Origin of the sequence: Xanthobacter albus (assembly GCF_043194895.2) — a bacterium.
Lineage (GTDB): Bacteria > Pseudomonadota > Alphaproteobacteria > Rhizobiales > Xanthobacteraceae > Xanthobacter.
On the sequence record NZ_CM195532.1, the window covers coordinates 1,913,894 to 1,927,641 of the forward strand.

Annotated in this window: 13 protein-coding genes; 7 read left to right on the top strand and 6 right to left on the bottom strand. The window is 68.1% G+C overall.

What is annotated here, in order from left to right:
- The first annotated feature begins 49 nt into the window (after window positions 1–49).
- The 4 genes from fabB to V5F75_RS08555 all read left to right on the top strand — a co-directional run bounded on the left by fabB (window position 50) and on the right by V5F75_RS08555 (window position 4,424).
- Window positions 50–1,267 carry a beta-ketoacyl-ACP synthase I gene (gene fabB / locus V5F75_RS08540; protein ID WP_394034794.1) on the top strand — a complete coding sequence of 406 codons (1,218 nt, stop codon included), beginning with the start codon at window positions 50–52 and terminating at the stop codon, window positions 1,265–1,267.
- A 266-nt stretch (window positions 1,268–1,533) separates the two neighbouring features.
- Window positions 1,534–2,370 (top strand): enoyl-ACP reductase FabI, encoded by an 837-nt coding sequence (gene fabI, locus V5F75_RS08545; protein ID WP_394034793.1) that lies wholly within the window; start codon window positions 1,534–1,536, stop codon window positions 2,368–2,370.
- 214 nt (window positions 2,371–2,584) lie between these two features.
- A complete protein-coding gene (locus V5F75_RS08550; protein ID WP_394034792.1) occupies window positions 2,585–3,346 on the top strand; it encodes a bestrophin-like domain in 762 nt (253 codons plus the stop codon).
- Window positions 3,347–3,533: 187 nt separating this feature from the next.
- On the top strand, window positions 3,534–4,424 hold the full coding sequence (locus tag V5F75_RS08555; protein ID WP_394034791.1) for a cation diffusion facilitator family transporter: 891 nt from the start codon (window positions 3,534–3,536) through the stop codon (window positions 4,422–4,424).
- A gap of 29 nt (window positions 4,425–4,453) precedes the next feature.
- Here the strand turns inward: V5F75_RS08555 and mog are convergent, their stop codons facing one another.
- Window positions 4,454–4,981, bottom strand: a complete 528-nt coding sequence (gene mog / locus V5F75_RS08560) for a molybdopterin adenylyltransferase (protein WP_394034790.1) — start codon at window positions 4,979–4,981, stop codon at window positions 4,454–4,456.
- Between the two features lie 238 nt (window positions 4,982–5,219).
- On the opposite strand from mog, the gene V5F75_RS08565 reads away from it, so the two are divergent.
- Window positions 5,220–6,107: a substrate-binding domain-containing protein gene (locus V5F75_RS08565; RefSeq protein WP_394034789.1), complete on the top strand. Its 888-nt coding sequence runs from the start codon at window positions 5,220–5,222 to the stop codon at window positions 6,105–6,107.
- Window positions 6,108–6,331: 224 nt separating this feature from the next.
- Here V5F75_RS08565 and V5F75_RS08570 read toward each other — a convergent pair whose 3' ends face one another.
- The 4 genes from V5F75_RS08570 to V5F75_RS08585 form a co-directional block, all read right to left on the bottom strand.
- Complete coding sequence (locus V5F75_RS08570; RefSeq protein WP_394034788.1) at window positions 6,332–6,538, bottom strand: TOBE domain-containing protein; 207 nt, start codon at window positions 6,536–6,538, stop codon at window positions 6,332–6,334.
- A gap of 48 nt (window positions 6,539–6,586) precedes the next feature.
- Entirely contained in the window at window positions 6,587–6,793 is a 207-nt protein-coding gene (locus V5F75_RS08575; protein ID WP_394034787.1) for a TOBE domain-containing protein, read from the bottom strand.
- Window positions 6,794–6,874: 81 nt separating this feature from the next.
- Window positions 6,875–7,081, bottom strand: coding sequence for a TOBE domain-containing protein (locus V5F75_RS08580; protein ID WP_394034786.1), 207 nt, complete (start codon window positions 7,079–7,081; stop codon window positions 6,875–6,877).
- 285 nt (window positions 7,082–7,366) lie between these two features.
- Window positions 7,367–9,070 (bottom strand): AAA family ATPase, encoded by a 1,704-nt coding sequence (locus V5F75_RS08585; protein WP_394034785.1) that lies wholly within the window; start codon window positions 9,068–9,070, stop codon window positions 7,367–7,369.
- Window positions 9,071–9,551: 481 nt separating this feature from the next.
- On the opposite strand from V5F75_RS08585, the gene V5F75_RS08590 reads away from it, so the two are divergent.
- A complete protein-coding gene (locus tag V5F75_RS08590) occupies window positions 9,552–12,470 on the top strand; it encodes an EAL domain-containing protein (RefSeq protein ID WP_394034784.1) in 2,919 nt (972 codons plus the stop codon).
- 34 nt (window positions 12,471–12,504) lie between these two features.
- Window positions 12,505–13,086, top strand: coding sequence for a P-loop NTPase family protein (locus V5F75_RS08595; protein ID WP_394034783.1), 582 nt, complete (start codon window positions 12,505–12,507; stop codon window positions 13,084–13,086).
- Window positions 13,087–13,098: 12 nt separating this feature from the next.
- Here the strand turns inward: V5F75_RS08595 and V5F75_RS08600 are convergent, their stop codons facing one another.
- Window positions 13,099–13,716 (bottom strand): YqgE/AlgH family protein, encoded by a 618-nt coding sequence (locus V5F75_RS08600; RefSeq protein ID WP_394034782.1) that lies wholly within the window; start codon window positions 13,714–13,716, stop codon window positions 13,099–13,101.
- Window positions 13,717–13,748 lie beyond the last annotated feature (32 nt).

Sequence of the window (13,748 nt, forward strand, 5' to 3'; positions counted from 1 at the left end):
CCAGAATGAAGCCGAGCGCCCGTACCGTGCGTTCCAATGGGGATTTGACATGCGCCGCGTCGTCGTCACCGGGATGGGCATCGTCTCGTCCATCGGCAACACCACGCAGGAGGTTCTCGCCAGCCTGCGCGAGGCCAAGAGCGGCATCACCTTCGCCGAGGACTATGCCAAGCTCGGCTTCCGCTCCCAGGTGCACGGCGCCCCGACCCTGAACGCGGAAGAAATGGTGGACCGCCGGGCCATGCGCTTCCACGGCGGCGGCACCGCCTGGAACCATGTGGCCATGGACCAGGCCATCCGCGACGCGGGGCTGGAGCCGAACGAGATCTCCAACATCCGCACCGGCTTGGTCATGGGCTCGGGCGGCTCGTCCACCAAGACCATCGTGGATGCCGCCGATATCACCCGCGAGAAGGGGCCGAAGCGCGTGGGGCCGTTCGCGGTGCCCAAGGCCATGGCCTCCACCGCCTCGGCGACGCTCTCCACCTGGTTCAAGATCAAGGGGCTGAGCTATTCCATCTCGGCCGCGTGCGCCACCACCAACATCTGCATCGGCAACGCCTACGAGCTGATTCAGTACGGCAAGCAGGACATCATCTTCGCCGGCGGCTGCGAGGACCTGCACTGGACCCTTTCCGTGCTGTTCGACGGCATGGGCGCCATGTCCTCCGCCTACAACGGCCGCCCGCAGGTGGCCTCCCGCGCCTATGACGCGAACCGGGATGGCTTCGTCATCTCCGGCGGCGCCGGGGTGCTGGTGCTGGAAGAGCTGGAGCACGCCAAGGCGCGCGGCGCCCGCATCTATGCCGAGATCGCCGGCTATGGCGCGACCTCCGACGGCGTGGATATGGTGGCCCCTTCGGGCGAGGGCGCCGAGCGCGCCATGAAGCTCGCCATGAGCACCATCAAGGCGCCCATCGACTACATCAACCCGCACGCCACCTCGACCCCCATCGGCGACCTGAAGGAGATCGAGGCCATCCGCGCGGTGTTCGGCGCCGAGTGCCCGCCCATCTCTGCCACCAAGTCGCTCACGGGCCATTCCCAGGGCGCCACCGGCGTGCACGAGGCCATCTACTCCATCCTGATGATGCAGAACGGCTTCATCTGCGAGAGCGCCAACATCGAGGAGCTGGACCCGGCCTTCGCCGACATGCCCATCGTGCGCCAGCGGGTGGACAATGCGAAGCTCGGGCACGTGCTCTCCAACGGCTTCGGCTTCGGCGGCACCAATGCGAGCCTCGTCCTCAAGCATCTCGATGCCTGAGGCGGGGTCGCGTACACGCATTGTAAAGATCGGTCGGAAGAGGTGACGCCGAGGGCGTGGCGCGGGTCGTCCGGGTCTGCTATCGGCGAATGATGTGCGGGTTTGTCGCCGCGTCACGGCGCCGCCGGGCGCGGGCCCGGGGCCTCGCGCCGGCTTCATGAAGGCGCGCTGCGTCTCGCGGGGCAGGGCCCGGGTTCCTCGAACCGAAGTGTTTTTCTCACGCGAACGGGTTTCCCCCTCGCGCGATGGCGTTCAAAGGGTGGGTGATGCAGGACCTGATGAAAGGCAAGCGCGGCCTCGTGATGGGCGTCGCCAATGACCACTCCATCGCCTGGGGCATCGCCAAGGCGCTTGCGGGCCAGGGGGCGGAGATCGCCTTCACTTACCAGGGCGAGGGCATGGCCAAGCGCGTGCGCCCGCTGGCGGAGAGCCTGGGCTCCAGCTTCCTGATGCCCTGCGACGTCGAGGACCTGAAGAGCGTCGACGCGGTGTTCGAGACCCTCAGGGAAAAGTGGGGCGGCATCGATTTCCTGGTCCACGCGGTGGCCTTCTCCGACAAATCGGAGCTGAAGGGCCGCTACGCCGACACCAGCCGCGAGAATTTCTCGCGCACCATGGTCATCTCCTGCTTCTCCTTCACCGAGATCGCCAAGCGCGCCGCCGCGCTGATGCCAAAGGGCGGCTCGCTCATCACCCTCACCTATGGCGGCTCCACGCGGGTGATGCCCAACTATAACGTGATGGGTGTGGCCAAGGCCGCGCTGGAGGCCTCCGTGCGCTATCTCGCGGCCGATTACGGCGCGCAGGGCATCCGGGTGAACGCCATCTCCGCCGGCCCGGTGCGCACCCTCGCGGGGGCGGGCATCGCCGACGCGCGGCTGATGTTCAACTACCAGAAGCGCCATGCTCCCCTGCGCCGCACGGTCACCATCGAGGAGGTGGGCGGCTCCGCGCTCTACCTGCTGTCGGACCTGTCCACCGGCGTCACCGGCGAGGTCCACTTCGTGGATTCGGGCTACAACATCATCTCCATGCCCCATCCGGACGTGCTGAAGACCCAGGAAGACGCCGAGGCCAAGCTGGCCGCCGAGGCCGCCGAGTAGGCGGCTGGGGCGGGCTTGCCGTGGGCACGCTCCCGCTCCCGGCCGGCGTTGGCTGATTGGGTGGCGCCGCCACCGGGTGTGGCGCCCACCGCTGCCGTTGAAGCCCCGCTGAATCCTTGATCCATGAGGGTTGCACGCTTGGCGCGTTCGCCGCTTCAGGGGCGGATGGCACGATGATAACCACATCTGCGCCAGCCGGCGCGCGGGAGGGGCGATGCAGGCACTGGCGGTGGCGGCCATCGCGTTCGTCAGCCTCTTCGGTGGCGTGTGCGCCGGCATGTGGGGCTCGCGCCGGCTGAAGGAAGAGCACCTCTCCAAAGGCACCGAGGATGCGGTGAAGCTGGGCGTGGGCATGGTGGCCGCCATGTCGTCGCTCATCCTCGGCCTGATGACCGCCTCGGTGAAAGGCAATTTCGATACCACCGGGCGGGACGTGCAGCAGTTCGCCACCGATCTCATCACGCTCGACACCGCGCTGCGCGCCTACGGGCCGGGAGCGGACGACGCCCGGAGGCTGCTCACCACCTACACGCGCCGCGCCCTGGCCGAGACCTGGCCGGAGGGCGTGGGTGCGCGGATCGAGGTGAACGGCACCACGTCGAAGGCCATGCTGGAGGCGGTGGGTCATGCGATTCGCATGCTCCCGTCCGGAACCCCGCTGGAGGCCGAGCTGCGCGGCGAGGCGCTCGAGCGCTACAAGGCGGCCTCCACCCTGCGCTGGACGGTGGTGGCGGAGAGCGTCACCGCCGTGCCGCCGGTGTTCACGGCGGTGCTGATCGTGTGGCTCTCGCTCATCTTCGTGAGCTTCGGGCTGTTCGCTCCGGTGAACGCCGTGTCGCTGGTGGTGTTCTTCCTGTGCGCCGTGTCGCTCGCGGGGGCGCTGTTCCTGATTCTGGAGATGAGCGGCCCCTTCGACGGCATCATTCGTGTGCCGGAAACGGCCATGAATGGGGCGCTGGCGCAGATGCTGCGCTAAGGTGGCTGCAGAGCGCCGCCTTCGTATTGCGGCGCCAGATTAGAATCGCTAAAAACTGGCCGCGACGATGGTCCGCGAGGATGCCCTCGGCGCGCTGAAAGCCCGCCGTCGCATATGGCGGGTATGAATGGGGCGCGCCGCCATCGGGCGCCGGCCTGAGGCCGCAGGCGAGGACAGGAGATCCCGGATGACCCGCAACGCGCTCTGGGTCGCGGCGGCGAGCGTGCTCGTCGGCATCGTGGTGCTCGGCCTGAAGACCGTGGCGTGGTGGGTCACCGGCTCGGTGGCGCTGCTCTCCGATGCGCTGGAGAGCATCATCAACGTGGCGGCCTCCCTCGGCGCCCTGATCGCGCTCCACATCTCGTCGCGCCCCGCCGATGCCAACCACCAGTTCGGCCACTACAAGGCCGAATATCTTTCCGCGGTGGTGGAGGGCGTGCTGGTGACGCTCGCGGCGATCACCATCCTGCGCGAGGCGTACAACGGGTTCATGGACCCGCGCCTTCCGGAGCAGCCTTTCATCGGCATGCTGTTCAACGGCGCCGCCACGGTGCTGAACGGCGCGTGGTGCTGGGTGCTGATGCGCGTGGGCAAGGCTCACCGCTCGCCGGCCCTGATCGCCGACGCCAAGCACCTGCTCTCGGATGTCGTCACTTCCGTGGGCGTGCTGGTGGGCTTCGTGCTGGTGCCCATCACCGGCTGGCCGCAGCTCGACCCGCTCATCGCCGGCCTGGTGGCGCTCAACGTGCTGTGGATGGGCTGGGGGCTGATGCGCGAATCCGTCGCCGGGCTCATGGACGAGGCGCCCGGGCCGGAGGTGGTGGCGCATATCCGCGCGCTGGTCTCGACCCACGCGGAAGGCGCGCTGGAGGTGCACGACCTGCGCACTAGGCACGCCGGCCGCATGACCTTCATTCAGTTCCACATGGTGGTGCCCGACGACATGACGGTGGCCGCCGCCCACGCCATCTGCGACCGCATCGAGACGGCCTTCGCCGATGAGATGAAGGACGCCAGCCTCACCATTCACGTGGAGCCGGAGGCCGAGGCCCAGCACCACGGCGTCGTGGTGATCTGAGGGGCGCTGCCTGCTCCGGCGCCGCGCGCTCAGGCGCCCTTGGGACGAAAGGCCACCACCACGTCCGGATCGGTCTCGATGCGCGCCGCGCCGATCAGGTCCAGGCAATAGGGGATGGCCGGGAACACGGCGCCGAGGCACACGCCGATGGAGGCCGGCTTGCCCGGCAGGTTCACGATCAGCGTCTTGCCGCGCACGCCCGCCTCCTGCCGCGAGAGGATGGCGGTCGGCACCTCGTTGAGGGAGATGCGGCGCATCTGCTCGCCGAAGCCCGGCAGGGGCTTTTCGATCACCGCCGCCATGGCCTCGGGCGTCAGGTCGCGCGGGGCGGGGCCGGTGCCGCCGGTGGTGCACACGAGGTCGAGCGCCTCGCGGTCGCACATGTCGATCAGCGCGTCGCGCACGCTCTCGAAGCCATCCGGGATGACGCGATAATCGAAGGCGAGGGGACTGGTGACGGCGCGCCGCAGCCAGGCCTCGATGGCCGGCCCGCTCTTGTCCTCGTAGGCGCCCTGGCTGGCGCGGTCGGAAATGGTCACGATGCCGATGCGGGCCATGGCGTTCCCTGCTGCCGGAGGTGGGCGGGCGGTGCCCGCGCCTTGCGAGACGCTGTAGGCCGCTGGACGGTTCCGGGCAAGGCGGCGCGGTGCCCTGGTCCTCCCCGGAGCATGCCCACGGGGCCGAGAGCCGGCCGAGGGTTTTTCTTGCGTCGCTTCGGTGACGGCGTATCTATGCGGATATAGCTTTTTCGTGTCGTTCCTTCCGGACCGCCTGCGCATTTTTCGGGACTTGCCCATGTCGGAATTTCTCACCACGCGCGAGCTGGCCAGCCTGCTGAGGGTGAAGGAGCGCAAGGTCTACGATCTGGTGGCCGCAGGCACTCTTCCGTTTCGGAAGGTGACGGGCAAGCTGCTGTTTCCGCGCAAGGAAATCGAAGTCTGGCTGGGCGCCGAGACCGCAGCGGCGGAGAGCGAGGCCGTGGTGTCGGCGGCGGATGTCCCGCGCCCCCTGGTGTTCGCGGGCGGCCACGATCCGCTGCTCGAATGGGCGCTGCGCGAATCGCGCTCCGGCATCGCCGCCTTCTTCGACGGTACCCTCGACGGGGTGGAGCGCGCCGCGGCGGGCGACTGCATCGCCGCCGGGCTCCACATTCCGGACGGGGAGGGCTGGAACGTCTCGCTGGTGGCGGAGCGCTTCGGGCAGGAGCCGTGGGTGCTGCTGGAGTGGGCGCGGCGCACGCGCGGGCTGATGTCCCGGCCCGACCTGCCGCGCGCGCCCTCCTGCCTTCGGGAGGCGCGCGGACTGCGCTTTCAGCGGCGCCAGCCCGAGGCGGGCAGCGAGCTGGTGCTGGATCGCCTGCTGAAGGCCGAGAAGATGGCGCGGGCGGACCTGATGCCGGTGGACACCATCGAGCGCTCGGAGACCGACCTCGCCATGGCCATCGCCGGCGGGCGGGCGGACGTGGGCCTTGGGATCGAGGCGGCGGCGCGCCAGTTCAACCTCGATTTTCTGCCCATGGTGGAGGAGCGCTTCGATCTCCTGGTCTGGCGCAAGGCCTATTTCGACCCGCCGTTCCAGAAGTTCGTGGCCTTCTGCCGCGGCCCGGCCCTGGCGGCACGGGCGGAAGCGCTCGGCGGCTACGATCTCTCCGGCTTCGGAACGGTGCATTTCAACGGCCGGTGAGGCCGCGCACGCCTTCGGTGAAATGGCCGCCTCCGCAGCTCGCGCCGCGGAAGCGGCCCGGTCCGGAACCACCCTGCCCGGGGTCAGGGCAGAGGCCGGGGGGCGGCTCCGGCCTTCCCCATCATACCATCGGCCCCGGTCTTTGACCGGTGCCAAGTGGGTACGCTCAAACGCCGCGCGGGCTTAACCAAAGGCCCATGAGTCAAACTCATGGGCCTTTGGTATCAGTCCACGGCGACGATCACCTCGGAGGACTTCACGATGGCGGTGGCGTCGCCGCCCACCTTGAGGCCCAGGTCGTCCACCGCCTCGTTGGTGATGGAGGCGGTCACCTTCAGGCCGTTCACGTCGAGCACCACATGGGCGGTGGTGGCGCCCTTCTTGATCTCGATGATCTTGCCGGGGAAAGCGTTGCGTGCGGAAACCTTCATGGTCTTCTCCCGTTCGTTCGGGGTGGGATGACCTTGCGGCCGGATGCGTCACGCCACGGCGATGATGACGTCCGAGGACTTCACGATGGCGGTGGCCTCGCCGCCCACCTTGAGGTCGAGCTCGTCCACCGACTCGTTGGTGATGGAGGCGGTCACCTTCAGGCCGTTCACGTCGAGCACCACATGGGCGGTGGTGGCGCCCTTCTTGATCTCGACGATCTTGCCGGGAAGGGCGTTGCGCGCGGAAACCTTCATTGTCTCTTCTCCCGTTGCTCGATGGAGCAGACGCCCCGCAAGCTTACGGCACCTGCGGTGAAGTCAATGCGGCGGGCCGGCTCACGCCACGGCGATGATGACGTCCGACGACTTGATGATGGCGGTGGCGGTGCCGCCCACCTTGAGCCCGAGGTCTTCTGCGGATTCATTGGTGATGGAGGCGGTGACCTTCAGGCCATCCACGTCTATCACCACATGAGCGGTGGTGGCACCCTTCTTCAGGGCAACGATTTTCCCGGAAAGAGCATTCCGCGCGGAGACCTTCATCTTCATTCTCCTTGATATTGGTCGCGCAAGGTTACGTTCCGTGAGAACTGAGCTTGGCGAAGACGGGAAAATGCGTCTCTGGGCCTTTAGCTAAGGGGCTGCGCGTGGGGAAACAATATGCGAAAAATATGCTTGTTTTCCCGTTTTGCGCGAAAAGTGCGCTGGACGCAGGCTGCGCGCGTGCGGGGTCTGCGAAGCTATGTCGCATGAAATATAGCATGAAGGCGCCGGCGCCTGGGCCGGCGCCTTCATGGGCAGAAAAGCGCGCGCCGCCGCAGATGAGAGTCACATGGGCGGCACGTCGAGGGCGCGGAAGATGGCGCAGCGCCGGAAGATCTCGATGGACGGCGCCACCTGCTTCTGCGTGCAGAACTTGGACACCAGCTTGGCGAGGCCCTTGATGTCGCGGCCCGAGGTTTCGGGGAACTGCCGCACCAGAAGTTCGATCAGCTCATCCGAAAGGGGCAGGGCGAACTGCTCGGCCATCACCCGCCAGATCTTGCGCCGGTCGTCGGGCCCCGGCGCGTGATACTTGATGAGGGCGATGCAGCGCGAGACGATGGCCTCGTCTATGTCGTCCACGCGGTTGGTGGTGAGGAAGAGAAGGCCGTTGAAATATTCGAGCACGCGCAGGAATACGCCCACCACGGCGTTCATGGTGAGGTTGTCCTGCCGGCGCTTGATGTAGACGTCGGCCTCGTCGATCAGCATCACCGCGCCCCAGCGCTGGGCGCGGGTGAGGGCGTCCTTCAGCTGGCTCTCCATGGTCGCCACATCGAGCCCGAGCTGGCCCGAGTGCACCCGGTAGAGCGGGCGCTGGATGATCTCCGAATAGACCTCGGCGGTCAGCGTCTTGCCGACACCGGGCGGGCCGGCGCACAGCACGGTGGTGCCGCCCGACTTGCCTTCGACGATGTCCGCCATCAGCGTGTTCATCTCGGCGGTCAGGATGTCGATGAGGTCCGTCTGCTCGGGAGGCAGGACCAGCTTCTGCTTGAGTTCCGGATGGTATTCATACGGCTTCATATTGTCCACGTGCACCCACACGTGGTGGTGAAGCTCAAGATGGAACATCAGGATCAGGGGGTGCACCGGCATGTCGGTGAAGGCCCCCTTGGGAATGCTGTCCCTGGCCTTCCTCAGGGCCTCGTCCACCGCCATGTCGAAGCAGTTCTGCTTCTCCGCCTTCTTCACCAGCTTGTCGAGGAAGAAGCCGGAGGTCTCCGCCCCCAGGGTGCGCTCGCCCAGTAGTTCCTCGTCGTTGACGAGGCGCGTGGGCGTGCCGGAGGAGGAGAGCACGATGGTGGACTTGCGCGCCCAGTCGGTGTCTCGGCGGTTGGAGGTGGGGTCCTCGGCGAAGATGCCGGTGCCGGTGGCCGAGAATTGCTGGCCGTAGCGCCCGCGCCAGTCGAAATAGCGCGCCGTCTCGTCGTCGAAGGAGCGGAGCAGGCCGGGGTCCTCCAGCAGCCAGCCCTTGGCCGCCAGGGTGCCGGGAATGGTGAGGCCGCGCAGATCCTTGGAGCGGATCAGCAGGTTCTCCATCTGGGTGCGGCCGCGGCTGTTGGCCTTCAGCTCGATGATGACGCGCCCCGCTTCCTCATCGCCGGCGGGGGTATAGTCGAGCCGGGTGATGAGGTAGGGCTCGGGCTTGCCGCCGGGGTTCATGCGGAACAGCCAGCCACGGATGCAGGTGTCCACCAGGAACAGGGCCAGCGCCCCGGCGAGATCCTCCAGGTCGTCCGGCCCGAACGCCTGCCCCTCGTACTGGAACACCCGCACCAGATTGGCGAGCTGCTCGTCCTGGCCGCGGATGGGGGTGCCGCCGTTCTTCCGCACCAAATCATGCAGGTGGGTCAGCTCCTCGGGCCTCAGCGTGTCGAGGCCCACCTCCACTCGGTTCGAGAAGCGTGGCTGGGCGAGCAGGTGGGCGTGATCGGGAAAGGCGTCCACCAGGGCAACGACGACCGGACGTTCGACGATGAGCTTCATCGATCACCTCATAGTCCCAAGCGATGTCGGGCTCGATGTCGGGCGTGATGTCCGGCCCCCGACAAAAGCGACGGGGTTCCGGCATCCGCGGCATGCGAACGTGCGGCGCAGCAAGAAGCGTGCCGTTTTTGATCTGGCTCAAATCCGCCGGTGGCAGGCGGGTGCCTCAGGGACAGGGGATTCCCATCGGCCCTCAGCCTCGCTATAGGGGAATGGACGAAGCTGTTTCGGGGCGCGCTGCCTGCGCCCTGCATGAAAGCGGAGGCATTTCGCGATTTCCTGAACGCGGAAATGCCCTAAACTGATCGTCTGCCCGGGCGGCGCGGTCCTGCGTGGCTCCTGCTCCGGGTGAGCGTGACACCGTGCGTAGCAGTATCATGCTACGGCGGGAGCCGCCTTGCTCCGGCCGTATGCCTTCGTTAGTGACGAATCGCCGCCCGATCATGCCGGGGCGCGGAGACCTGCCCGCGGAGACCTGCCGTTGCGTTCATTCATCGCCGCGACCATCGCCTTTGTCCTGGCCGTCGCCCTTGCCACCCTGGGGAGCGCGCCCGCGCGGGCGCTGGAGCCGGTCGCCATCAGGCTCGACGCCAAGGTGACGGACCTCGCCCCCGCCGTGGAGCGCGAGGCCACCGACAACGGCCGCTTCCAGATCTCCACCGCGCCGGATTCGGAAGGCGTGGTGCGCCGCATCGAGGTGCAGAGCGCCGACGGGCGCCAGCATGTGGACTGGATCGCCTTCGCCCTCTCCAACAATACCGACGAGCAGGTGGACCGCCTCATCGTTGCGCCCCACTACCGCATGGTGGGCTCGGGCCTGTTCTGGCCCGATCTCGGCAACCGGCGCATCGTCTCGCTCACCCCCAGCCAGGGCTTCAAGCCCGAGCGCCAGAACTCCCCCGACGCGGACGTGTTCCTGGTCACGCTCGATCCCGGCTCCACCGTCACCTTCGTGGCCGAGCTCGGCTCCTCCACCCTGCCGCAGCTCTACATGTGGGAGCCGGACGCCTACAAGGAGCGCGTCAACGCCTTCACGCTCTACCACGGCATCGTCATCGGCATCGCCGGCCTGCTGGCGCTGTTCCTCACCATCCTGTTCGTGGTGAAGGGCTCGGTGATGTTCCCGGCGGCGGCGGCCCTGGCATGGGCGGTGCTGGGCTATATCGGGCTCGATTTCGCGTTCTGGTCCAAGGTGTTCGGCCTCTCGCCGGTGGCGGAGCAATTCTGGCGGGCGGCGGGCGAGGCATTCCTCACCGCCACCTTGCTGGTGTTCCTGTTCGCCTATCTCAACCTCAACCGCTGGCATGTGCGCTATGTGCACGTGGCCGCCGGCTGGCTCACCTTCCTGGCCGCCCTGGTGGTGGTGGCGCTGCTCGACGCGCCGGTGGCGGCCGGCGTCGCGCGCCTGTCGCTGCTGGCGGTGGCGGTGGCCGGCTTCGGCATCGTGCTGTGGCTCTCCCAGCACGGCTACGACCGCGCGGTGCTCATCATCCCCACCTGGTCGCTGCTTCTGGTGTGGGTCATCATGGCCGGGCTTACGGTGGCGGGGATCATCAGCAACGATCTCGCGGCGCCGGCGCTCTCCGGCGGCCTGGTGCTGATCGTGATGCTCATCGGCTTCACCGTCATGCAGCACGCCTTCGCCGGCATCGGCGGCATCCAGGGCTCCACCTCGGAGCTGGAGCGCCGGGCGCTGGCGCTCGCGGGCTCCGGCCTCATCGTGTGGGACTGGGACGTGGACACGGACCGGATCTACACCTCCCCCGAGGCCGAGGAGGCCCTGGGCCTCAAGCGCCATTCGCTGGAAACCGAGGCCGCCGGCTGGCTGGAGGTGCTGCACCCCGCCGACCGCGACCGCTTCCGCGCCACGCTCGACGGCATCATCGACCAGCGGCGCGGCCGCATCGACCAGGACTTCCGCCTCAAGGCCATCGACGGCCACTACCTCACCTTCAACCTGAAGGCCCGCCCGGTGGTGGGTGCCGACGGCGAGGTGGTGCGCTGTGTGGGTACGCTGTTCGACGTCACCGGCGAGCGCATCGCCGCCGAGCGCCTGCTCCATGACGCGGTGCGCGACAATCTCACCGGCCTGCCCAACCGTGAGTTGTTCCTCGACCGGCTGGAACAGGCCCTCACCCTCGCGCGGCTCGACCACAAGGTGAAGCCGACGGTGATGGTGATCGACCTCGACCGCTTCAAGCAGGTGAACGTGCAGGTGGGCATGGCGGTGGCCGATTCCATCCTGCTCACGGTCTCCCGCCGCCTGATGCGCCTGCTGCGGCCGCAGGACACCCTGGCTCGCATCTCCGGCGACCAGTTCGGCCTCATCCTGATGTCGGAGCGCGACCCCGAGCGCATCACCACCTTTGCCGACACCCTGCGCCGCTCCCTGCGCGCGCCCATCACCTTCGCGGAGCGGGAGGTGTTCGTCACCGCCTCCATCGGCCTCGTCCTGTCCGGGCCGGAGGTGGGCAAGCGCGACGAGGTGCTGAAGGACGCCGAGCTGGCCATGTATTACGGCAAGCGCATCGGCGGCGACCGCATCGAGGTGTTCCGCCCCGCCATGCGCCAGCAGAAGATCGACCGCGTGGTGCTGGAGGCGGAGCTGGCCGAGGCGCTGGAGAAGGGCGAGATCTTCGTGCGCTACCAGCCCATCGTGCGCCTGGGCGACCGGGCCATCGGCGGGTTCGAGGCCTACATGCGCTGGAACCACCCGCGCCTCGGGGAGCTTGCCGCCTCCGAGTTCCTGTCGCTGGCGGAGGAGAGCGGGCTCATCCTTGATCTCGGCCTGTTCGTTCTGGAGAAGGCGGCCGGGCAGCTTGCCATCTGGCAGAGCATGCTGCGGGTTGACCCGCCTCTGTTCGTTCACGTCAACGTCTCCTCCCGCCAGCTTTTGCGGCACGATCTGGTGCAGGATCTGAAATCCGTCCTCGCCCGCAACCACGTGGCGCCGGGCTCGCTGAAGCTGGAGATCACCGAGACGCTGGTGATGGAGAACCCCGAATACGCCGCCGTGTTGCTCAACCGCCTGAAGGAGCTGGGCTCGGGGCTGGTGCTGGACGATTTCGGCACGGGCTATTCCTCGCTGTCCTATCTCCAGCGCTTCCCCTTCGACGCGATCAAGATCGACCAGCACTTCGTGCGCGACACCGCCAAGGGCCCGGCGCGCGCGGCCCGTCCCATCATCGTCAACTCCTTGGTGGAGCTGGCGCACGAGCTGGGCATGGATGTGATTGCCGAGGGGCTGGAGCGCGAGGGCGAGGCGGTGCAGATGGCCCGCTACGGCTGCGAATATGCCCAGGGCGTGGTGTTCGGCGAGCCGCTGACGGCGGAAGACTGCCGCGCGCTGATCGAGCCCGCGCCGGTCGAGGCCAAGAAGAAGCGCGCCGCGGCCGAGTGAGCGGCACCGGCGGCGGCTTTCCGGGGGCTCTCCCATGGGTGATCCTTCCTCTACCGCACCGCCCGGCGAGCCGCCTTCGTCCGCGGGGGAGGCGGCGGGGGTGGCGCAGCGCCTCGACGCGCAGGCGCTTTCCCGCATCCTGATCCTGGGCAACAGCGGTGCCGGCAAGAGCTGGCTGGCCGAGCGCCTCGCCGCGCGGCTGGGCTTGCCCGCGCTCGATCTCGACCTGATCCACTGGGAGCCCGGTGCCTATGGCCGGGCGCGCGAGCGCGAGGCCGCCCGCGCCCAGGTCCGCGCGGCGGCGGCGCGGGAGGGGTGGATCATCGAGGGGGTCTATGGCTGGCTCGCCGCCGTCGCCATCCCGCGCGCGACGGCGATGATCTGGGTGCGCCCGCCGGTGGAGGAATGCGCCGGCAACCTGCGCTGCCGGGGCATCCGGCGCGGTGCCGACACGGCGGCGCTCGATGCGCTCATCGGCTGGGCCGGTGACTATGACCTGAGGAGCGACACCAGCTCCCGCGCCGGCCACGCCACTTTGTTCGAGGCTTTCGCCGGGCCACGACTTATCCTCGCCTCGCGCGCGGACATGGAAGCGCTGCTCGCCTCCCTGCCGTGAGGCGCGGGCGCCTCAGGCGTGCCCGGCCTCGCTGGAGAGCATGCCGGGATCGATGCCGAGCTTGCGCAGCGCCGCGTCGTATCGGGTTTCGATGCTGCGGCGGAAGATCAGGTCCGGGTCGGCGGGGCAGTTGAGCCAGCCGTTGGCCTGGATCTCCGCCTCGAGCTGCCCCGGCGCCCAGCCGGCGTAGCCCAGCGCCAGCACCGCGCTGCGCGGCCCGGTGCCGCCGGCGATGGCCTTCAGGATGTCCAGCGTGGCGGTGAGGCAGATGCCGTCGTCGATGGGCAGGGTGGAGTTCTCGATGAAATAGTCGGCCGAGTGCAGCACGAAGCCGCGCCCCGTCTCCACCGGCCCGCCCTTCAGCACCTTGATGGTCCCCGCGCTCTCGGGCAGCAGGATGCGCCCGGAGGCCGGTACCACGTCGAGCTGCACCAGCAGATCGCCGAAATCGATATGGCTGGCGGGTTGGTTCACCACGATGCCCATCGCCCCCTCCGAGGAGTGCGCGCACACATAGACCAGCGTGCGCGCGAACTGCTCGTCGCGCATGGTGGGCATGGCGATCAGCATCTGCCCGTCCAGGAAGCGCGGGTCCCCAGCCGGGGTATTCGGGGTATGGGTCGCGGTCATGGGAGAAGCGTACCGCGCCTGCGGCGTTTTGG